The organism is Pseudomonas sp. W2Jun17 (assembly GCF_023127795.1).
Lineage (GTDB): Bacteria > Pseudomonadota > Gammaproteobacteria > Pseudomonadales > Pseudomonadaceae > Aquipseudomonas > Aquipseudomonas synxantha_A.
This window is the reverse complement of record NZ_SPKO01000033.1, coordinates 74,391-94,709: the sequence shown is the minus strand read 5'-3', so window position 1 is coordinate 94,709 and position 20,319 is coordinate 74,391. Positions and strand designations below refer to the sequence as shown.

Below are 20,319 nucleotides of genomic sequence, written 5' to 3'. Positions count from 1 at the left end.
TTAAACCGCGAAGATTTTGCCAGGGTTCATGATCCCGTTCGGGTCGAACACGGCCTTCACAGCTTTCATGTACTCGATTTCAACCGGCGAGCGGCTGTAGGTCAGGTAATCACGCTTGGTCATGCCCACACCGTGTTCGGCGGAAATCGAGCCGTTGTACTTGGCGACGGTTTCGAACACCCACTTGTTCACGGTGGCACACTTGGCGAAGAACTCGTCCTTGCTCAGGTTTTCGGGCTTGAGGATGTTCAAGTGCAGGTTACCGTCACCGATATGACCGAACCAGACGATTTCGAAATCCGGGTAGTGTTCGCCGACGATCGCATCAATTTCGCTCAAGAATGCAGGCACTTTGGAGACGGTGACCGAAATATCGTTCTTGTACGGTGTCCAGTGGGAGATGGTCTCGGAGATGTACTCGCGCAGCTTCCACAGGTTGTGCAACTGGGTTTCACTCTGGCTCATCACACCGTCCAGTACCCAGCCCTGCTCGACGCAATGCTCGAACGTTTCCAGAGCATGGTTGGCGACTTCTTCAGTGGTGGCTTCGAATTCCAGCAGCGCGTAGAACGGGCACTCGGTTTCGAATGGCGCCGGCACATCGCCACGGCCGAGGACTTTAGCCAGGGCCTTGTCGGAGAAAAATTCGAAAGCGGTCAGGTCCAGCTTGCTCTGGAACGCGTGCAGCACCGGCATGATCGAGTCGAAGTCGGTGGTGCCGAGTACCATGGCGGTGAGGTTTTTCGGGGCACGGTCCAGGCGCATGGTGGCTTCGACCACAAACCCCAGGGTGCCCTCAGCGCCGATAAACAGCTGGCGCATGTCGTAGCCGGTGGCGTTTTTGATCAGGTCGCGGTTCAGTTCCAGCACATCGCCCTTGCCGGTAACGACTTTCATGCCGGCCACCCAATTGCGGGTCATGCCGTAGCGAATCACCTTGATCCCGCCGGCATTGGTGCCGATATTACCGCCAATCTGGCTGGAACCGGACGAGGCAAAATCCACCGGATAGTACAGGCCGTTTTCTTCAGCGACGTTCTGCAATTGCTTGGTGACCACGCCCGGCTGGCACACGGCGGTGCGATCGGTGAGGTTCACGTCGAGGATCTGGTTCATATAGTCGAACGACACCACCACTTCGCCATTGGCCGCGACTGCCGCTGCCGACAGGCCGGTGCGCCCACCGGACGGCACCAGTGCTACCTTGTGCTCGTTGGCCCAACGGACGATGGCCTGCACCTGCTCGGTGGTCTTGGGAAACACGATAGCGCTGGGCGCGGGGGCGAAGTGCTTGGTCCAATCCTTGCCGTAAGCCTCCAGGGAGTCGGCATCGGTCAGCACTTTGCCGGGCTCAACCAGGGTCTTTAGCTCATCAATCAGGGCAGGATGGGTCATCGACAGAACTCTCGAACAATTCATGGTCATCCTGAGAACGCTTCACGTCGCAGGAATAGGTGTTTAGCGGGGTGCGTATGCTAGCATACCGCCCCCGCAGGACAGACCCAAAGGGCGTTTCTGCGGTGACGGCTTTCCTGCCGTCCGGGTCAGCTTGCGCTGCTCGACTCCCTGCCAATTTTCTCCGGGATACAGGTTTACGCAGATGAGCAAGACTTCTCTCGATAAGAGCAAGATCAAGTTCCTTCTTCTGGAAGGCGTCCACCCATCGGCTGTCGACGTTCTGAAAGCCGCCGGGTACACCAGCATTGAGTACATCACCAGTTCTCTGCCGGAAGCCCAGCTCAAGGAAAAGATCGCCGACGCGCACTTTATCGGCATTCGCTCCCGCACTCAGCTGACCGAAGAGATCTTCGACCACGCCAAGAAACTCGTGGCGGTCGGTTGTTTCTGCATCGGCACCAACCAGGTTGACCTCAACGCAGCGCGCGAACGCGGTATCGCGGTGTTCAACGCCCCGTACTCCAACACCCGTTCCGTAGCGGAGCTGGTATTGGCCGAGGCCATCCTGCTGCTGCGCGGTATCCCAGAGAAGAACGCCTCCTGCCACCGTGGCGGCTGGATCAAAAGCGCGGCCAACTCCTTCGAGATCCGCGGCAAGAAGCTGGGTATCGTCGGTTACGGCTCGATCGGCACTCAACTGTCGGTGCTGGCCGAAGGCCTGGGTATGCAGGTGTTCTTCTATGACACCCTGACCAAGCTGCCATTGGGCAACGCGACTCAAGTCGCCAGCCTGACCGAACTGCTGGGCATGTCCGATATCGTCACGCTGCACGTTCCGGAAACCGCCGAGACTCAGTGGATGATCGGCGAGAAGGAAATCCGCGCGATCAAGAAAGGCGGGATCCTGATCAACGCCGCTCGCGGCACTGTGGTCAAGCTCGATGCCCTGGCCGACGCGATCAAGGACAAGCACCTGATCGGCGCCGCCATCGACGTGTTCCCGGTGGAGCCACGCTCCAACGACGACATCTTCGAAAGCCCGCTGCGTGGCCTGGACAACGTGATCCTGACCCCGCACATCGGCGGCTCCACTGCTGAAGCCCAAGCCAATATCGGCCTGGAAGTCTCGGAAAAACTGGTCAAGTACAGCGACAACGGTACCTCGGTATCGTCGGTCAACTTCCCGGAAGTGGCCCTGCCGGCTCACCCGGGCAAGCACCGCCTGCTGCACATCCACCAGAACATCCCGGGCGTGATGATGGAGATCAACAAGGTCTTCGCGGAAAACGGCATCAACATCTCCGGTCAGTTCCTGCAGACCAACGAGAAGGTCGGCTACGTGGTCATCGACGTCGACGCCGAGTACTCGGACCTGGCGCAAGAGAAGCTGCAGCACATCAACGGCACTATCCGTAGCCGCGTGTTGTTCTAAGGTTTCAACCGCACCACGAAAAAGGGAGCCCCTCGGGGCTCCCTTTTTTGCATCTGAACAAATCTTACTTGACGTTAACCGTGATGACTTTCGAGGCTACCGTAGGCTCGAACTGGCGATGCACGTTGTCGCCAGCCACCAGTTGCAAGGTGTGCTTGCCTGGCGTGAGGGTCAGCTCGGTCTCGGTTTGCGCCTTGCCGAAGTGAATCGAGGTAGCGGTGGCCGGGATCGCTTCGTTTGCGTTGAGCGCCCCCACTTCCTGATCTACCAGCAGGTGATGATGGCCGGCGCCCGGTACCTGTTTGTCGATCGGCTCCAGGTCCAGGCCCTTGATGCCAAATTTGACGGTGAAGGTTTTGTCGACAGTAGCGCCGTCTTTGGGCGAGACAATGAACACTTCAGCACCAGCAGGAGCCGGTGTGCGCGGCTGGTCGGCAGCGCTGGCCAACATCGAAGCACCCAGCAGCAGGGACGCCAGGGTTGCACGGGACAAAAGGGCTTTCATTCGCTTCTCCAGTTTTTCAGTGAAATCTGTAGGGTTATGACAACTTCGCGATAAATTGCGGTCCAAGGCACCCAACACCATAGCAAAACGATGCTGAACAGCGCCTCGTCCATTCGAATTCTCTAGGAGTGACCATGCGCTTTTCGCCTGGCCTGTTACTGTTGCTTGCCCTTCTGAGCCCATTGGCCCATGCCGAGCTGATCGATGACGTCAATGATCGCGGCGAACTGCGTATAGCCCTGGAAGCCAACACCCCGCCGTTCAATTTCAAGGAAGGCGACAAGCTCACCGGCTTTGAAGTGGAACTGGGTGAGCAACTGGCGAAAGAAATGGACGTACGCTCCTCGTTTATCACCACCGATGATGCCGACCTGATGAACGGCGTGGCGACCGGCAAGTACGATGTGGCAATCAACCATATCGCTATGACTGCCGAGCTGAAGGATCGTTTCGATTTCAGCGCCGCTTATAACGACAAACCTGAACTGGTGATCCCGTTTCAGAAGGGCAACCCCGCGTTCAAGAGCAGCCTGGACAAGGCGCTGGAGCGGGTGAAAGCGGATGGCCGCTTGAAGGCGCTGGCGCAGAAGTGGTTTGAAAGCCAAACACCGATAGTCAAGACACAGTAGGTCAAATGTGGGAGGGGGCTTGCTCCCGATTACTGAGTGCCAGTCACGGCATCTGTTGACTGAGCCACCGCTATCGGGAGCAAGCCCCCTCCCACATTTTGTCCAAGGCAAGACTTTAGAATCCTTTGCCTGCCTAAAACGGCTCGTTGCCCCGCCGGCGAAACCAGCCGGTCAGGGACAGGCGTTCGCGCGTGGCCGGCAGTACCTCGTGGGGCACCTCGCCCGACAAAAACACCACCAGGCAGCCGCCGGTGGGCACCACGTCATATTCGACGCCGCCCTTGAGGTACATGCGCAACTGGCCGCCATGCTCGGGCAGCCAGGCGTCGTTCAAGTAGATCACCGCCGAGACCATGCGCCGGTCGTCGTCACGAAAGCGGTCCACATGCTTGAGGTAAAACGCACCGGGTGGGTACATCGCGAAGTGGCTTTCGAAATCTTCCAGCCCAAGGAACAGGCTGCGGTTCATTGCCAGGCGCAGGCTGTCCATGACGGCCATATAGGTGTCGCAAACCGCCGCGTCGCCCTCTTCCAGCCACTGAATATGATCACCGCGAATACCCTCGCGAATCTCCTGGGCCGGCCCGCGCCCGACTGCCGCCGGTGCCAGCTCACCTTCGTCCGCACGTTTATGGCACTCAGCCGCCAGTTCCAGGGTCAGAGCCTGGGGCAGGAAGCCATTCTGCTGCGACCAGCCTTTTTCGGCCAAGTCGTCAACGATACGTTGCAGCAGCGGGTCATCGAGGGATATTTGCATGGCGCGCATAGTATCCATACGCCTGAGAATCCGACAGCGCCGTCGAGCGCCCGAATGCACTTTAAATCAGCTGTCTGATAGGACTTCTCGACAAATCCTACGCCCGACACGGACAATAGTGGCCGACTGACAGGAGTCCATATGCGTCGTTTGTTTTTTACCGTGTTGATGTTCTGCGTTTTGCCCGCCTGGGCAGACGGCCATGACCAGTTGTACAAGGTTGCCGGCTGGGCCGAACAACGTGCGCATTTCAATGACGCCCTCAGTGCCGCCCAGCAACGCTACCGCAATAGCCTGCCGCCGGCGGTGTACCAGGCGCTGGTGGACAACAGTAATAAGCGCTTTGGCGCCCAAGCCATGGATCAGCGTGCCGAGGCGCAACTGCGCAAGCACCTGGCCAACCCGAAACCGGCCCTGGCGTTCTTCCAATCGCCCCTGGGCCGCAAGATCGTCGCCGCAGAATTGCTGGCCACGCGCCGCGACCAGTTGGCGAAAAACGCTCAGGGCCTGCCGAAAATCCAGGCCGACGCCACCCGCAGCCTGATCATCGGCCATCTGGCCCAGGCCCTGCCCGCGCGCGAGGCCGGTGCAGAAGTCAGCCTGGCGATTGCCGGTGTAGCGGCCGACAGCTTGAGCCAGATGATCCCCGGTTTGCTTGGCGGCGGTCAGGCCCAGGGTATGTTGAATGGGCAGCGCGAACGGTTGATGCAACAAATCGACAAGGACCTGAACAACACGCTGTTGTACGTCTACCGGGATTTGTCCGACCCGGAGCTGGAAGAGTTCGCTACGTTTGCCGAATCGCCGGAAGGTAAGGCGTATTACCAGGCGGCCCTGGCAGCCATTCGCGCAGGGCTGGCTGTCGGCCAGAGCACCTCAAGCCTGACGCAGTAATTGTGGGAGGGGGCAAGCCCCCTCCCACATTTAAAATGCGTTAGTTCAGGTGATCGGTGAGGTACTTGAAGTACTCATTACGAATCTCTGGAATCTCATTGGCCAGGTGATGCCTGCCCCGCGGCAGCATCAACACCTCGGGCCGGTCGAACTTGCCGCGCAGCACCTGCAAATTGTGTTGCCAATCCACCGTCATATCTTCCTCACCCTGCACGATCACCGGCCGCCGTGGGCTGCGGGGTGCGGCTTCGATGCGTTTGATCCAGCGCGCCAGCGCCCCTACCCAAGCGGTGGGCAATTGGCGCGGCTGCAGTGGGTCGGCTTCAAGGAACGGTTTGAACGCAGGGTCGTTGGAGTTATCGCTGAAGCGTCGGGCGATGCCTTTGACGAACGGGCGCAGCAGGTAATAGCTGACCTGCGACCATCCCCAGGCACGCGGCCGCACCAGCGGTGAGAGCAGGAAGGTCTTGCCCTGGGCCGGGCTGTCGGCGCCGTGGTTGAGCAAGTGATCCACCACAATGGCGCCGCCGGTGCTTTGCCCGAACAGGTGCCAGGGTTGCGGCAATTGCAGCGCCTTGGCCTCAGCGAACAACGCCTGCACCACGCTCTGGTACACCGCAAACTCATCGATGCTGGCGCGCGGGCCGCTGGACAAGCCGTGGCCCGGCAAGTCGCAGGCGATCACCACAAAGCCCTGGTCCAGCGCCCAATCCACCACATGGCGGTACAACCCCATGTGGTCGTAGAAACCGTGGAACATGAACATCGTTGCCACCGGCGCAGGCGGCCACCATACCTGGGCCACCACTTCAAACCCGTCCACTTCCAGGCGCCCCAACCGGCTCACCGCCGGCACCTTGCGAGCGGCCAGGTCAAGCCCATAGAAACGTTGATAGACCCTTGCCTCGGCGCTAAGCGGTTGCGCGTCCACCAGGGGCCGCAAGCTTTCGCGCAGATGATCAGGGTCAAAGGTGACGGGCATAAAGGCTTCCAGACTGGCGGTGAAGATGAATATCGAGCTGCGATATTCATCTGTCAGGACAAGCATGGCAAGCTACGCGACCTGCGAGGATACCTTTGAATGCGACCGCCTTACCGCAACGCCCTGTTCGCCAGCCTGATCCTGGTTATCTGCGCCGGCGTGCTGTGGGCCGCGTATGACTGGTTCCAGGGCCGCTACCTGCGCGCCTTCAGCGAGCACACGGCGGTATTCTCCGGCGATGCGCTGCAACTGCCCGCCGCCCTCAGCGGCCCTGGCCCGATTCGCCTGGTGCACTTCTGGGACCCGGCCTGCCCGTGCAATGTCGGCAACCAGCAACACCTGGGTGAGCTGATCGAGCAGTACGAGCCCCAAGGGGTCGAGTTTTACGCCCTGCAAAAAGCCGGTAGCCACGGCACCCTGCCCGACAACCTGCGCCACATGAAAATCCTCGACGCCCTGCCCGGCGCCGATCGCATACCCGCCAGCCCGGCCGTGGGCATCTGGGACCGCACAGGCAAACTGGCCTATTTCGGCCCCTACAGCGAAGGGCTGACGTGCAATGCCAGCAACAGTTTTATCGAACCCATTCTCAAGGCCCTTGGAACCGGACGCGAAGTGAATGCCACTCACACCCTCGCGGTAGGCTGCTATTGTTCGTGGCCTAAGGATCTGTAGCCCGTCCACTCTGGTAAGGAATGTTCATGAAGCGCGTCTTGCAGATTTTCGCGGTGCTGATTGCGCTGGTCGCCCTCGGCGCCGGTTGGTATGTCTACAGCAAGCAGCCCACGCGTCAGGGCACAGTGCCGCTGGCCCACCTGCAAAGCTCGGTCACGGTGCGCTACGACGACCGTGGCGTACCGCATATCCGTGCCGAGAACGAGGCTGACCTGTACCGCGCCCTGGGCTATGTGCATGCCCAGGACCGGCTGTTCCAGATGGAGGTCATGCGGCGCCTGGCCCGTGGCGAACTGGCCGAAGTGCTGGGGCCCAAACTGCTTGAGACCGACAAGCTGTTTCGCAGCCTGCGCATTCGTGAGCGCGCCTTGAGCTACGCAGAGCACATGGACCCCGACTCAGCGTCGTCCAAAGCCCTGCAAGCCTATCTGGACGGGATCAACCAATATCAGGACAGCCACGCCAGCCCCATGGAGTTCGACGTGCTGGGCATCCCCAAGCGCCGCTTTACCGTCGAGGACAGCATCAGCGTCGCCGGGTACATGGCTTACAGCTTTGCCGCCGCCTTTCGTACCGAGCCGGTGCTGACTTACGTACGTGACCATCTGGGCAGCGACTACCTGAAAGTGTTCGATCTCGACTGGCAACCCAAGGGTGCGCTCAACCTGGCGGCCAGTGACTGGCAAACCCTCGGCGCCATCGCCGCCCTGAGTGAGCAGGCCCTGGCCGACAACGGCCTGCCGCAGTTCGAGGGCAGCAACGCCTGGGCCGTCAGCGGCAGCCATACCAAAAGCGGCAAGCCGTTGCTGGCGGGTGACCCGCATATTCGCTTCTCGGTGCCATCGGTGTGGTACGAGGCGCAGTTGCAGGCGCCAGGCTTTGAGCTGTACGGCTATCACAACGCGCTGGTGCCGGTGGCGTTCCTGGGGCACAACCTGGACTTCGGCTGGAGCCTGACCATGTTCCAGAACGACGACCTTGATCTGGTCGCCGAGAAGGTCAACCCGGACAACCCCAACCAGGTCTGGTATCACGGCCAATGGGTCGACATGACCAGCAGCGAGCAACAGATCCAGGTCAAGGGCCAGGCGCCGGTGACCCTCACGCTGCGCCGTTCGCCCCACGGCCCGATCATCAATGACGTGCTCGGCGAGAACGCGGGCAGCACGCCAATTGCCATGTGGTGGGCGTTCCTGGACACCGAAAACCCGATCCTCGACGGCTTCTACCAACTCAACCGCGCCGATACCCTGGCCAAGGCACGTGCCGCGGCCGCCAAGGTGTCGGCACCGGGCCTGAACATCATATGGGCCAATGCCAAGGGCGATATCGGCTGGTGGGCGGCAGCGCAGTTGCCGATCCGCCCGGCCGGCGTCAACCCGGCGTTCATCCTTGATGGCAGCACCGCCCAGGCCGACAAGTTGGGCTTCTACCCGTTCAGCGCCAACCCCCAGGAAGAGAACCCGGCACGTGGCTATGTGGTCTCCGCCAACGCCCAACCGGTATCGCCCACCGGCATGGAGATCCCGGGCTACTACAACCTCGCGGACCGTGGCCAGCAGTTGAACGCGCAGTTGAACGACAACAGCGTGAAGTGGGATGTAAGCAACAGCCAGGCTTTGCAACTGGGCACCACCACCGCCTACGGCCCACGCCTGCTCGCACCGCTGCTGCCGGTGCTGCGCGAAGGGATCAAGGACCCGGCTCAGCTCAAGCTGGTGGAACAGCTCGCAAGCTGGAAAGGCGACTACCCGCTGGACTCCACCAGCGCCACGCTGTTCAACCAGTTCCTGTTCAACCTTGCCGACGCGACCTTCCACCCGAAGCTGGGCGATGCACTGTTCAAGACCCTGATCACCACCCGTGTGATCGACGCCGCGTTGCCACGCCTGGCAGCCTCGGCGGACTCACCCTGGTGGGATGGCAAGCGCGCGGATATCGTCAAGCTCGCCTGGGACAACAGCCTGGCCCACCTCAAGACGACCTTCGGCGACGACCCGGCGCAGTGGCAGTGGGGCAAGGCGCACACCTTGACCCATGGTCATCCGCTGGGCATGCAGAAACCGCTGGATAAGCTCTTCAACGTCGGCCCGTTCGCCGCACCGGGCAGCCACGAAGTGCCGAATAACCAGACCGCCGCGATCGGCCCGGCGCCATGGCCAGTGACCTATGGGCCTTCGACACGGCGCCTGATCGACTTCGCCGACCCTGCCCACGCACTGACCATCAACCCAGTGGGGCAAAGCGGCGTACCGTTTGATGCTCACTATGGTGATCAGGCGCAAAGCTATATCGAAGGCGGGTATGAGCAGGCGCATTTCAGTGATGAGGAAGTGACGGCCAATACCCGAGGCACCTTGAAACTGTTGCCTGCCAGATAGCTGTTTATCGCTACACCGGCGCCGCAAAGTTAAGCCTGAACTGTTGCGGCGTGACGCCCAGGCGGCGATTGAACACGCTGCGCATGTGCTGGGCGTCGCGAAATCCGCATTGATAGGCCACCGTCTTGAGTGGCGCCGGGCTGCTTTCGAGCATCACCCGCGCCGCATCCACCCGCGCTCTCTCGACAAATTCCGCCGGCGTGATCCGCGCTTCACGGGCGAACACCCGGGAGAAATTACGCGCACTCATATTGGCCGCCCTGGCCAAATCGGCAATGGTCAAATCCCCGGTCAGGTTGGCCAGCACGTACAACTGCACCAGCGCCACCGCCGAATTGGCCTCGGCATGGGGAGTGAGAAACGGGCTGAACTGCGATTGCCCGCCCGAGCGTTGGGTGAACACCACCAGGCGCTTGGCCACGCTCAGCGCCACTTCCGGGCCGTGATCCTGGGCCAGCAGGTACAGCGAAAGATCGATACCCGCCGTGACCCCGGCCGAGGTGTAGAGGTTGCCGTCCTGCACATAGAGACGGTCGGCCTCGACCTGGGCAGAAGGGCACAGGCGCGCCAGGCTGGCGGCGTCATTCCAGTGGGTAGTGACAGTTTTACCGTCCAGCAGACCGGCGCGGGCCAGCATGAAGGCGCCGTTGCAGATCGAGCCGAAGCGCTGTGCCCTGGCAGCGGCACCGCGCAGCCACTCATCAAACTGAGGGCCGAAATCTTCGAAAGGCAGTTGCGGGCCGCCCGCTACCAGCAACAGGTCGTAGGGCTGCCGGGCTTCGCTGTAGTGCTTGTGCGCCTGCAATGACAGGCCATTGGAGGCAGCCAGAGTGCCGTGGCCGAAACCGATCACCTCCAGGCGGTAGTGATCGTCAGGCGCCAGGAAGCGGTTGGCCTCGCAGAACACATCCATGGGCCCGGTCACGTCCAGTGACTGGACGCCGGGGAAGATCAGGATCGCGACGGTTTTGTGCATGGGAGACCTTTATCTCTGGGCTGACGCAAAACCCTGTGGGAGCTGGCTTGCCTGCGATGCAGACACCTGGGCTCATCAGGTATACCGAGGTGATGCTATCGCAGGCAAGCCAGCTCCCACATTAGATCGCGCGCAGCCTTGGCGCGATGTGGCAGCACATTGGCCGAAAACGCTCCCTCGTCTCGATAGCTGCGTCGCCCAAGCGCGAACAGACTGGATGCTTTCCAGAGGAGCACCACCATGAACACCACCATCGCCGGCATCAAAATCCCCGACAGCGCCTTGGCCAAGGCCACCACTGAATACATCCGCGACATCGAATCCGACCTGCTGTACCACCACTCGCGCCGGGTATTTCTGTTCGGCGCTTTGAGCGGAGAGCGCAAGCAACTGGCCTACAACCCGGAGCTGCTGTACGTCGGCGCAATGTTCCACGACCTGGGCCTGGTGGAGGGTCATCGCAGTGACGACCAGCGTTTCGAAGTGGACGGTGCCAATGCCGCCGCCGCGTTCCTCAAGCCTTACGGGCTGAGCGATGACGATATCGAACAAGTGTGGTTGTCCATCGCCCTGCACACCACGCCGGGCGTGCCGCAACACCTGCGCTCCACCGTGGCGCTGGTGACCGCCGGGGTGGAGATGGACGTGCTGGGCATGGACTACGCCGCATTTTCCACGGTGCAGCGCGAAGCGGTGGTGCATGCGCATCCACGGGGTGAAGGGTTCAAGGAGTGCATCATCTGCGCCTTCGCCGACGGCTTGCGCCATCGCCCGCAGACCACGTTTGGCAACGTGAAGACGGATGTGCTGGTGGACCAAGAGCCGGGGTTCAGGCCGATGAATTTTGTGCAGGTGATTCGCACGTCGCCGTGGTTGGCGTAGCTGAGTTGAAATGCGATCAAATGTGGGAGGGGGCTTGCCCCCGATGGCGGTGTGTCAGTCAGCAAATCTGATACTGATACACCGCTATCGGGAGCAAGCCCCCTCCCACATTTGGACCTCACCCAGCTTTAGACCGGGGCTGGCGCCCGGCGCTTGTCCGGCTGTTGCCAGCCGTCAGCCGCGGCTTCTTCGATGGCTTGCTGGATGGCCTTCTTGCGATGCTCTTCGGCCCGACGGCTGAAGAACCACACCAGGAAGGTCACCAACGACACCGCCAACAGGATCAGGCTCGCCACCGCGTTGATCTCGGGTTTAACCCCAAGGCGCACCGCCGAGAACACTTCCATCGGCAAGGTGGTGGAACCCGGGCCCGATACAAAGCTGGCCAGTACCAGGTCATCCAGGGACAGCGCAAACGACATCATGCCGCCCGCCGCCAGCGACGGCGCGATCATCGGGATGGTGATCAGGAAAAACACCTTCCACGGCCGCGCGCCCAAATCCATCGCGGCTTCTTCGATCGACAAATCCAGCTCACGCAAGCGCGCCGACACCACCACCGCCACATACGCCGCACAGAACGTCGTGTGGGCGATCCAGATGGTGACGATGCCACGTTCCTGGGGCCAGCCGATCATCTGCGCCATGGCCACGAACAGCAGCAACAGCGACAGGCCGGTGATCACTTCAGGCATGACCAACGGCGCCGTCACCAGGCCGCCGAACAGCGTACGGCCCTTGAACTGGCTGATACGCGTGAGCACAAAGGCCGCCAACGTGCCCAGCGCCACCGCGGCCACCGCCGTGTAGCAGGCGATTTCCAGGGAACGGGCCACCGAGCCCATCAACTGGGTGTTGTCCAGCAGGCCCACGTACCACTTGATCGACCAACCGCCCCACACCGTCACCAGCTTGGATTCGTTGAACGAGTAGATCACCAGGATCAACATCGGCAGGTAGATAAACAACAAGCCTGCGACCAGCATGAAGCTGGAGAAACGAAAGCGCTTCATATCTTGCCCTCCAGCTCTTTGGCCTGGCTGCGGTTGAACAGAATGATCGGCACGATCAGGATCGCCAGCATCACCACGGCCAAGGCAGAAGCCACCGGCCAGTCACGGTTGTTGAAGAATTCCTGCCACAACACTTTACCGATCATCAGGGTTTCCGGGCCGCCGAGCAGTTCAGGGATCACGAACTCGCCCACCACTGGGATAAACACCAACATGCAGCCGGCGATGATGCCGTTCTTGGACAGCGGCACGGTGATTTTCCAGAAGCTGTTGAAGGTGCTCGAACCGAGGTCGGAGGCAGCTTCGAGCAAGCTCTGGTCGTGTTTGACCAGATTTGCGTACAGCGGCAGGATCATGAACGGCAGGTACGAGTAGACCACGCCGATATACACCGCGATGTTGGTGTTGAGGATCTGCAACGGTTCACTGATCAGCCCCATGGACATCAGGAAGCCGTTGAGCAAACCGTTGTTGCTGAGGATGCCCATCCACGCATACACGCGGATCAGGATCGCGGTCCAGGTCGGCATCATGATCAGCAGCACCAGCACGGTCTGCATCTCTTTGCGCGCCGTGGCGATGGCGTAGGCCATCGGGTAGCCGATCAGCAGGCACAGCAGCGTGCTGAAGAACGCCATCTTCAACGAGCCCAGGTAGGCGGCGATGTACAACTCGTCGCCCGCCAACAGGCTGTAGTTGGCCAAGTTCAGCACCACTTGCAGCTTTTGCTCAACGTAGGTGTAGATCTCGGTATAGGGCGGGATCGCCACGTCGGCTTCGGCAAAGCTGATTTTCAATACGATGAAAAACGGCAGTGCGAAAAACAGAAACAGCCAGAGGAATGGAATCCCGATGACCACCTGCTTGCCATTGGGGATTATGCGATCCAAGCGCCGCTTGAATTTCTTCATGTTCATGAGCGAAGTACCACGCCGCTGTCGTCTTCCCACCACACGTAAACCTGATCACCCCAGGTTGGGCGCTGGCCACGGCGTTCGGCGTTGGCGACGAAGGACTGCACCAGCTTGCCACTCGGCAGCTCCACATAGAACACCGAGTGACCGCCCAGGTAGGCGATATCGTGCACCTTGCCGCTGGACCAGTTGTGCTCGCAGGTTGGCATTTCGGTGGTGACCAGCAGTTTTTCCGGGCGAATCGCGTAGGTCACCGACTTGTCTTCCACCGAAGTAGCGATGCCGTAGCCCACGTAGATGTCGCGATCCAGGTCCGGGCACTTGAGCACCGCATGGCCTTCGGCGTCGTCCACCACCTGGGTGTCGAAGATGTTCACGTTGCCGATGAACTCGCACACCAGGCGGCTGGTAGGGGTTTCGTAGATGTCGATCGGGCTGCCGATCTGGGCAATCCAGCCCAGGTGCATGATCGCGATACGCTCGGCCATGGTCATGGCCTCTTCCTGGTCGTGGGTCACCATCACGCACGTCACGCCGACGCGCTCGATGATCTCTACAAGCTCCAGCTGCATCTGCGAGCGCAGCTTCTTGTCCAACGCGCCCATGGGCTCATCAAGCAACAGCAATTTCGGGCGCTTGGCCAGGGAACGGGCCAGGGCTACACGCTGGCGCTGGCCGCCGGACAGCTGGTGCGGCTTGCGCTTGGCGTATTGGCTCATCTGCACCAGCTTGAGCATCTCCGCCACGCGGGCGTCGACTTCGGCCTTGGGGATCTTGTCCTGCTGCAGGCCGAACGCGATGTTCTGCGCCACGGTCATGTGTGGGAACAGCGCATAGGACTGGAACATCATGTTGATCGGCCGCTCGTAGGGCGGCATGTCGGTAATGTCCACGCCGTCCAGGTAGATGCGGCCTTCGGTTGGGCGCTCGAAACCTGCGAGCATACGCAGCAAGGTGGACTTGCCTGAACCCGAACCGCCGAGCAAGGCGAAGATCTCGCCTTTCTTGATTTCCAGGGACACATCGTCCACCGCAATCGTCTCGTCGAACTTCTTCGTGACCCGGTCGATTTTGACCAGCACCTTTTTCGGTGTCTGGTCGCCCTCGAGGGCTTTCTTATAGGCGCCGGAGGCAACTGCCATTTACGAAACTCCCAAAAAAAGAGTGCAGCTCGCCCAATACGGGCCAGCCTTGGATAGTTTGAGCCTTACTTGCCCGTCTTGACCTTGGTCCAGCTACGGGTCATTAAACGCTGCACTTTCGGGGGTAGCTCGAAGTTGACGAATGTCCGCTCGAGAACCGCCTGCGGTGGGTAAACCGCTGCGTCGGTGCGTATCGATTGTTCCATCAGCTTGTCCGCCCCGGGGTTAGGGTTGGCGTAACCGACGTAATCACTGACCTGGGCGATCACCTCAGGTTGCAGCAAATAGTTGATGAAGGCATGAGCCTCTTTAACGTTGCTCGCATCCTTGGGGATCGCCAGTACGTCAAACCAGAGGTTGCCGCCTTCCTTGGGAATTGCGTAGGCGATGTTCACGCCCTTGCCCGCCTCGGCCGCGCGGGCCTTGGCCTGGAACACATCACCGGAGAAACCGGCAGCCACGCAGATGTTGCCGTTGGCCAGGTCCGAGATGTATTTGGAGGAGTGGAAGTAAGTCACGTAGGGCCGCACTTTGAGCAGCTTCTCTTCGGCCTTCTTGTAGTCGGCCGGGTTGGTGCTGTTAGGGTCCAGGCCCATGTAGTTGAGCACTGCCGGCAGCATTTCATCGGCCGAATCCATGAACGACACACCGCAGGTGGCGAGCTTCTTCATGTTTTCCGGTTCGAACAACACCGCCCAGGAATCGATATGGTCGACGCCCAGCACTTCCTTGACCTTATCGACGTTGTAGCCAATGCCGTTGGTGCCCCACAGGTACGGCACCGCGTACTGGTTGCCCGGGTCGTTCTTTTCCAGGCGCTTGAGCAGGGCCGGGTCGAGGTTGGCGTAGTTTGTCAGCAGTGACTTGTCGAGCTTCTGGAACGCCCCGGCCTTGATCTGCTTGCCGAGGAAATGGTTGGACGGCACGACCACGTCATAGCCGGTACGCCCGGCGAGCAACTTGCCTTCCAGGGTTTCGTTGGAATCAAACACGTCATACACGGGCTTGATGCCGGTGGCCTTTTCAAAGTTGGCCAGGGTGTCGGGGCCGATGTAGTCCGACCAGTTATAAACATGCACCGTCGATGCGGCCTGCACGCTGACAGCCAGCGTGATACCTGCACCCACCAGCAAGGCTTTGCGAAATAAAGAAATTGGCAAGTGGAGGTCCTCTTAAATAGTTGGGCCCAAAGTTGTTGCCCGGCAACAAAACCGGCGCGCAACTTACCCTCGATAAACCGATCCGGCAAAACTTTCTTTGATCTAATTTGTGGGAGAGGGGCTTACCCCCCTCCCACAGCTGCCAGGGCTTACTTGCCCGACTTGATCTTGGTCCAGCTACGGGTCATTTCACGCTGGGTCGCGGCCGGCAAGTCGGCAATCGCGTAGAGCTTGGCCTGCACGTCCGCCGACGGGTAGATGCCCGGGTCGCTGGTGATGTCTTTATCGACCAGTGCGGTGGCTTTCTCGTTACCGTTCGGGAAACGCACGCTGTTGGTGATCGATGCCATGACTTCGGGCTTGAGCAGGTAGTTCATGAAGGTGTAGGCGGCCTCGACGTTTTCGGCATCCTTGGGGATAGCGACCATGTCGAAGAAGCTGCCGGCGCCTTCTTTCGGAATGTCGTAGGCGACTTTGACTTTGCCACCGGCTTCAGCCGCCCGGGACTTGGCTTGCTGGATGTCACCCGAGTAACCCACGGCCACGCAGATGTTGCCGTTGGCGAGGTCGGAAATGTACTTGGACGAGTGGAAGTAACCGATCGAAGGACGGATCTTCAAGAACAGGTCTTCAGCCTGCTTGAGATCGGCTTTCTTCTGGCTGTCGGTCGGCAGGCCCAGGTAATGCAGCGCGATTGGCAGCATTTCGGTTGGCGAGTCGAGGAAGCTCACGCCGCAGCTTTTCAGCTTGGCGATGTTTTCCGGCTTCATCAGCACATCCCACGAATCGATCTTGTCCACGCCCAGCGCGGCCTTGACCTTCTCCGGGTTGTAACCGATGCCGATCGAACCCCACATGTACGGGAACGCGTGCTTGTTGTCCGGGTCGCTGACCGACACGGCCTTGAGCAGGGATTTGTTCAGGTTGCTGTAGTTAGGCAGCTTGGACGTGTCCAGCTCCTGATACACGCCGGCCTTGATCTGCTTGGCCAGGAAGTTGTTCGACGGCACGACGATGTCGTAGCCGGACTTGCCTGCCAGCAACTTGGCTTCCAGGGTCTCGTTGCTGTCGAACACGTCGTACACCACCTTGATGCCCGACTCTTTTTCAAAGTTGGCGATGGTGTCCGGTGCAATGTAGTCAGACCAGTTGTACACGTGCAGCACTTTATTGTCTGCCTGGGCCGCGCCCGCCATTGCGCCCATCAGGGACAAGGCGAGGAGGGTCTTGCCAGCGTTTTTCAAACCTAATGCCTTCATTGGGTGATGCTCCGATTTTTCTTTTTTGGGCCGCACATTGTTTATGTTTCGGGCCCAGCCAAAGGGCAACAAAACAGGACGACAGTCTGGCAAGTTCAGGGGCCCGCTTTCAACCGGCCCCCGCATTTATCTACTCAGCCCTGCAATGCCGCCAACGTCAGGTCCAGGCAATGACGGGCCTTGGTCACCAGCTCGTCGATTTCTGCCTGGCTGATCACCAGCGGCGGTGAAATGATCATGGTGTCGCCCACGGCGCGCATGATCAGGCCATTCTCGAAGCAGAAGGTTCGGCAGATCATGCCGGCGCCCTTGCCTTCATGACGCTTGCGCGTGGCCTTGTCCTGCACCAGCTCGATCGCACCGAGCATACCCACGCCGCGCACTTCGCCCACCAGCGGGTGGTCAGCCAGCTCCCTCAGACGTTTCTGCAAATACGGTGCCGTTTCGTCGTGTACACGGCTGACGATTTTTTCATCGCGCAGGATACGGATGTTTTCCAGGGCCACGGCCGCTGCGACCGGGTGGCCGGAGTAGGTAAAACCGTGGTTGAAATCGCCCCCTTCGTTGAGCACCGCCACCACTTCGTCGCGCACGATCAGGCCGCCCATGGGCACGTAGCCTGAGGTCAGGCCCTTGGCGATGGTCATCATGTGCGGCTTGAGGTCGTAGAAATCGCTACCGAACCACTCACCGGTACGGCCGAAACCGCAGATCACTTCGTCGGCGACAAACAGGATGTCGTACTTGGCGAGAATTTCCTTGATGCGCGGCCAGTAGGTGGCGGGTGGCACGATCACACCACCAGCTCCCTGGATCGGCTCGGCGATAAAGGCGCCGACGTTGTCCACGCCCAACTCCAGAATCTTCTCTTCCAGCTGGTTGGCGGCCCAGATCCCGAATTCTTCAGGGCTCATGTCGCCGCCTTCGCCAAACCAGTAGGGTTGAGCGATGTGGGTGATACCCGGGATAGGCAGGTCGCCCTGCTCATGCATATAAGTCATGCCACCCAGGCTGGCGCCGGCCACGGTGGAACCGTGGTAGCCGTTCTTGCGGGCAATGATGGTTTTCTTGCTCGGCTGGCCCTTGATCGCCCAGTAGTGGCGGACCATGCGCAACATGGTGTCGTTGCCTTCGGAGCCGGAGCCGGTGAAGAACACATGGTTCATGCCGGCGGGCGCGACTTCGGAAATGACTTTGGCCAGTTCAAGCACCGGCGGGTGAGCGGTCTGGAAGAACAGGTTGTAGTACGGCAGCTCTTTCATCTGTTTGGCGGCGGCGTCAGCCAGTTCGTCGCGACCATAGCCGATCGCCACGCACCACAGGCCGGCCATGCCGTCGAGGATCTTGTTGCCTTCGCTGTCCCACAGGTAAACGCCGTGGGCTTTGGTGATGATCCTTGGGCCTTTCTCTTTCAATTGCTTGAAATCGCTGAACGGCGCCAGGTGGTGATCATTGCTCAAGGCTTGCCATTCACGGGTTTGCGGGTTGTTGCTGGACATACCAATCTCCTAGACTTTTCAGTGAAGGGCGCGCCGTTTGAAGGGCGCGCCCGGCGCATCAGACGGCGAAGAGCAGGAATTCCCGCTCCCACGAACTGATCACGCGCTTGAAGTTTTCATGCTCGGCCCGCTTGACCGCGACGTAGCCTGTGATGAACTTTTGCCCCAGGTATTTCTCGATGGTCTTGCTGTTTTCCATACGCTCAAGGGCATCTTCGATGGTCAACGGCAGACGCAGATTGCGGCGCTCGTAACCACGGCCGACTACTGGCGCGCTCGGGTTGTGGCCTTCGACCATGCCGATGTAGCCGCACAGCAGGCTGGCGGCAATCGCCAGGTAGGGGTTGGCATCGGCGCCCGGCAGGCGGTTCTCCACGCGGCGGTTCTGTGGGCCGGCATCTGGAACGCGCAGGCCGACGGTGCGGTTCTCTTCGCCCCACTCCACGTTCACCGGCGCCGAGGTGTCGGGCAGGAAGCGGCGGAACGAGTTCACGTTCGGGGCGAACAGCGGCAGCAATTCAGGGATGAACTTCTGCAGGCCACCAATGTGGTTGAGAAACAGCTGGCTCATGGTCCCGTCTTCATTGGAGAAGACGTTCTTGCCGGTGGCGATGTCGATGATGCTCTGGTGCAGGTGCATCGCGCTGCCGGGCTCGCCGGTCATCGGCTTGGCCATAAAGGTGGCAGCCACGTCGTGCTTGAGCGCGGCTTCACGCATGGTGCGCTTGAACACCAGGATCTGGTCGGCCAGGGACAGGGCATCGCCGTGACGGAAGTTGATTTCCATCTGCGCGGTGCCGTCTTCGTGGATCAGGGTGTCGAGGTCCAGCTCCTGCAGTTCGCACCAGTCGTAGACGTCTTCGAACAGCGGGTCGAATTCGTTGGCCGCTTCTATAGAGAAAGACTGGCGGCCAGTCTCCGGGCGCCCGGAACGGCCAATCGGCGGTTGCAGCGGAAAGTCCGGGTCTTCGCAACGCTTGGTCAGGTAGAACTCCATCTCCGGCGCCACGATGGGCTGCCAGCCGCGGTCGGAGTAGAGTTTGAGGACTTTCTTGAGCACGTTGCGCGGCGACAGCTCGATCGGGTTGCCTTGCTTGTCGTAGGTGTCGTGGATCACCTGAGCAGTGGGCTCGATGGCCCAGGGCACCAGGAATACCGCGTTCTGGTCGGGGCGGCAGATCATGTCGATGTCGGCCGGGTCGAGCAATTCGTAATAGATGTCGTCTTCGACATAGTCGCCGGTCACGGTCTGCAACAGAACGCTTTCGGGCAGGCGCATGCCTTTTTCGGCGATGAACTTGTTGGTCGGCGAGATTTTGCCCCGGGTAATACCGGTGAGGTCGCCAATCATGCATTCGACTTCTGTGATCTTGTGGTCTTTCAACCAATCGGTGAGCTGGTCGAGGTTGTTACTCATAAATGCCTCTGGGCTGGGTTTCCTGGCATCCGTTAAAAGCCAGGCGTTGGTTGACGCAGCATCCGCGTCGTTTGTTCATTCAGGGTAGGAGCTTACCTGCCATTTGCCCAAGGGTTGCATTCCTCACGCCAAAGTTGTGCAGAATCATGATCGGCACGGCGAATATGGGCGGGTGGGTGGCGCAGGCGTTGGTAAAGAGGAGGTCGGACGGGCCGTCAAGAATATTGGCCGGTGCGTGAGCATTCACGCGGGACGAACGGACTGCGCACAATGTGTGGCGCAAGCACGCAGAGACGCCGAATGGCGGCAGGTGAAACATGAAGCACCCCGGTATTATTGCTGTTATGGGTTTGAATCGAGCTTAGCCTTGTTCATTTTTTTACACAACACCCCCGTAAAAAATA

18 protein-coding genes are annotated in these 20,319 nt (G+C 60.2%); 6 read left to right on the top strand and 12 right to left on the bottom strand.

Annotated features, from left to right (window positions below):
• A complete protein-coding gene (locus E4O98_RS20465) occupies positions 1-1,395 on the bottom strand; it encodes an FAD-binding oxidoreductase (RefSeq protein WP_005792341.1) in 1,395 nt (464 codons plus the stop codon).
• A gap of 205 nt (positions 1,396-1,600) precedes the next feature.
• Here E4O98_RS20465 and serA point away from each other — a divergent pair, with 205 nt between their 5' ends.
• A complete protein-coding gene (serA, locus tag E4O98_RS20460) occupies positions 1,601-2,830 on the top strand; it encodes a phosphoglycerate dehydrogenase (RefSeq protein WP_005792342.1) in 1,230 nt (409 codons plus the stop codon).
• Between the two features lie 64 nt (positions 2,831-2,894).
• Here serA and E4O98_RS20455 read toward each other — a convergent pair whose 3' ends face one another.
• Positions 2,895-3,335, bottom strand: a complete 441-nt coding sequence (locus tag E4O98_RS20455; RefSeq protein ID WP_248136120.1) for a DUF4399 domain-containing protein — start codon at positions 3,333-3,335, stop codon at positions 2,895-2,897.
• A gap of 134 nt (positions 3,336-3,469) precedes the next feature.
• Between E4O98_RS20455 and E4O98_RS20450 the strand changes: the two genes are divergently transcribed.
• Positions 3,470-3,964 carry a transporter substrate-binding domain-containing protein gene (locus tag E4O98_RS20450; RefSeq protein WP_248127939.1) on the top strand — a complete coding sequence of 165 codons (495 nt, stop codon included), beginning with the start codon at positions 3,470-3,472 and terminating at the stop codon, positions 3,962-3,964.
• Between the two features lie 133 nt (positions 3,965-4,097).
• Here the strand turns inward: E4O98_RS20450 and E4O98_RS20445 are convergent, their stop codons facing one another.
• Positions 4,098-4,730 (bottom strand): 2OG-Fe(II) oxygenase, encoded by a 633-nt coding sequence (locus E4O98_RS20445; protein ID WP_248136227.1) that lies wholly within the window; start codon positions 4,728-4,730, stop codon positions 4,098-4,100.
• Positions 4,731-4,862: 132 nt separating this feature from the next.
• Between E4O98_RS20445 and E4O98_RS20440 the strand changes: the two genes are divergently transcribed.
• Positions 4,863-5,615 (top strand): DUF2059 domain-containing protein, encoded by a 753-nt coding sequence (locus E4O98_RS20440; protein WP_148853829.1) that lies wholly within the window; start codon positions 4,863-4,865, stop codon positions 5,613-5,615.
• A gap of 40 nt (positions 5,616-5,655) precedes the next feature.
• Here the strand turns inward: E4O98_RS20440 and E4O98_RS20435 are convergent, their stop codons facing one another.
• Positions 5,656-6,597 (bottom strand): alpha/beta hydrolase, encoded by a 942-nt coding sequence (locus E4O98_RS20435; protein ID WP_032881182.1) that lies wholly within the window; start codon positions 6,595-6,597, stop codon positions 5,656-5,658.
• Positions 6,598-6,696: 99 nt separating this feature from the next.
• Between E4O98_RS20435 and E4O98_RS20430 the strand changes: the two genes are divergently transcribed.
• Positions 6,697-7,272, top strand: coding sequence for a DUF6436 domain-containing protein (locus E4O98_RS20430; protein WP_005792348.1), 576 nt, complete (start codon positions 6,697-6,699; stop codon positions 7,270-7,272).
• Between the two features lie 26 nt (positions 7,273-7,298).
• Positions 7,299-9,653, top strand: a complete 2,355-nt coding sequence (locus E4O98_RS20425) for a penicillin acylase family protein (protein WP_248136118.1) — start codon at positions 7,299-7,301, stop codon at positions 9,651-9,653.
• Positions 9,654-9,663: 10 nt separating this feature from the next.
• Here E4O98_RS20425 and E4O98_RS20420 read toward each other — a convergent pair whose 3' ends face one another.
• A complete protein-coding gene (locus E4O98_RS20420; RefSeq protein WP_248136116.1) occupies positions 9,664-10,629 on the bottom strand; it encodes a GlxA family transcriptional regulator in 966 nt (321 codons plus the stop codon).
• 240 nt (positions 10,630-10,869) lie between these two features.
• On the opposite strand from E4O98_RS20420, the gene E4O98_RS20415 reads away from it, so the two are divergent.
• The gene (locus tag E4O98_RS20415; RefSeq protein WP_248136114.1) at positions 10,870-11,511 is read left to right on the top strand and encodes an HD domain-containing protein; all 642 of its coding nucleotides are present in this window, start codon (positions 10,870-10,872) and stop codon (positions 11,509-11,511) included.
• A gap of 128 nt (positions 11,512-11,639) precedes the next feature.
• On the opposite strand, the gene E4O98_RS20410 is transcribed toward E4O98_RS20415, so the two are convergent.
• The 7 genes from E4O98_RS20410 to E4O98_RS20380 all read right to left on the bottom strand — a co-directional run bounded on the left by E4O98_RS20410 (position 11,640) and on the right by E4O98_RS20380 (position 19,915).
• Complete coding sequence (locus E4O98_RS20410) at positions 11,640-12,524, bottom strand: ABC transporter permease subunit (RefSeq protein WP_003195236.1); 885 nt, start codon at positions 12,522-12,524, stop codon at positions 11,640-11,642.
• Positions 12,521-13,402, bottom strand: coding sequence for an ABC transporter permease subunit (locus E4O98_RS20405; protein WP_231989070.1), 882 nt, complete (start codon positions 13,400-13,402; stop codon positions 12,521-12,523). The genes E4O98_RS20410 and E4O98_RS20405 overlap by 4 nt, the downstream gene beginning before the upstream one ends.
• 35 nt (positions 13,403-13,437) lie before the next feature.
• The gene (gene potA / locus E4O98_RS20400; RefSeq protein WP_003195240.1) at positions 13,438-14,580 is read right to left on the bottom strand and encodes a polyamine ABC transporter ATP-binding protein; all 1,143 of its coding nucleotides are present in this window, start codon (positions 14,578-14,580) and stop codon (positions 13,438-13,440) included.
• 65 nt (positions 14,581-14,645) lie between these two features.
• Complete coding sequence (locus E4O98_RS20395) at positions 14,646-15,740, bottom strand: polyamine ABC transporter substrate-binding protein (RefSeq protein ID WP_005792355.1); 1,095 nt, start codon at positions 15,738-15,740, stop codon at positions 14,646-14,648.
• Between the two features lie 149 nt (positions 15,741-15,889).
• Positions 15,890-16,984 (bottom strand): polyamine ABC transporter substrate-binding protein, encoded by a 1,095-nt coding sequence (locus E4O98_RS20390; protein ID WP_032803992.1) that lies wholly within the window; start codon positions 16,982-16,984, stop codon positions 15,890-15,892.
• A gap of 149 nt (positions 16,985-17,133) precedes the next feature.
• Positions 17,134-18,498, bottom strand: a complete 1,365-nt coding sequence (locus tag E4O98_RS20385) for an aspartate aminotransferase family protein (protein ID WP_248136112.1) — start codon at positions 18,496-18,498, stop codon at positions 17,134-17,136.
• Positions 18,499-18,556: 58 nt separating this feature from the next.
• Positions 18,557-19,915 (bottom strand): glutamine synthetase family protein, encoded by a 1,359-nt coding sequence (locus tag E4O98_RS20380; RefSeq protein ID WP_003195249.1) that lies wholly within the window; start codon positions 19,913-19,915, stop codon positions 18,557-18,559.
• Between the last annotated feature and the right edge of the window lie 404 nt (positions 19,916-20,319).

Bases quoted from the DNA above. Each gene is read 5' to 3' on its own strand.
- E4O98_RS20465 (WP_005792341.1), bottom strand. From the start codon at position 1,395: ATGACCCATCCTGCCCTGATTGATGAGCTAAAGACCCTGGTTGAGCCC.
- serA (WP_005792342.1), top strand. From the start codon at position 1,601: ATGAGCAAGACTTCTCTCGATAAGAGCAAGATCAAGTTCCTTCTTCTG.
- E4O98_RS20455 (WP_248136120.1), bottom strand. From the start codon at position 3,335: ATGAAAGCCCTTTTGTCCCGTGCAACCCTGGCGTCCCTGCTGCTGGGT.
- E4O98_RS20450 (WP_248127939.1), top strand. From the start codon at position 3,470: ATGCGCTTTTCGCCTGGCCTGTTACTGTTGCTTGCCCTTCTGAGCCCA.
- E4O98_RS20445 (WP_248136227.1), bottom strand. From the start codon at position 4,730: ATGCGCGCCATGCAAATATCCCTCGATGACCCGCTGCTGCAACGTATC.
- E4O98_RS20440 (WP_148853829.1), top strand. From the start codon at position 4,863: ATGCGTCGTTTGTTTTTTACCGTGTTGATGTTCTGCGTTTTGCCCGCC.
- E4O98_RS20435 (WP_032881182.1), bottom strand. From the start codon at position 6,597: ATGCCCGTCACCTTTGACCCTGATCATCTGCGCGAAAGCTTGCGGCCC.
- E4O98_RS20430 (WP_005792348.1), top strand. From the start codon at position 6,697: ATGCGACCGCCTTACCGCAACGCCCTGTTCGCCAGCCTGATCCTGGTT.
- E4O98_RS20425 (WP_248136118.1), top strand. From the start codon at position 7,299: ATGAAGCGCGTCTTGCAGATTTTCGCGGTGCTGATTGCGCTGGTCGCC.
- E4O98_RS20420 (WP_248136116.1), bottom strand. From the start codon at position 10,629: ATGCACAAAACCGTCGCGATCCTGATCTTCCCCGGCGTCCAGTCACTG.
- E4O98_RS20415 (WP_248136114.1), top strand. From the start codon at position 10,870: ATGAACACCACCATCGCCGGCATCAAAATCCCCGACAGCGCCTTGGCC.
- E4O98_RS20410 (WP_003195236.1), bottom strand. From the start codon at position 12,524: ATGAAGCGCTTTCGTTTCTCCAGCTTCATGCTGGTCGCAGGCTTGTTG.
- potA (WP_003195240.1), bottom strand. From the start codon at position 14,580: ATGGCAGTTGCCTCCGGCGCCTATAAGAAAGCCCTCGAGGGCGACCAG.
- E4O98_RS20385 (WP_248136112.1), bottom strand. From the start codon at position 18,498: ATGTCCAGCAACAACCCGCAAACCCGTGAATGGCAAGCCTTGAGCAAT.
- E4O98_RS20380 (WP_003195249.1), bottom strand. From the start codon at position 19,915: ATGAGTAACAACCTCGACCAGCTCACCGATTGGTTGAAAGACCACAAG.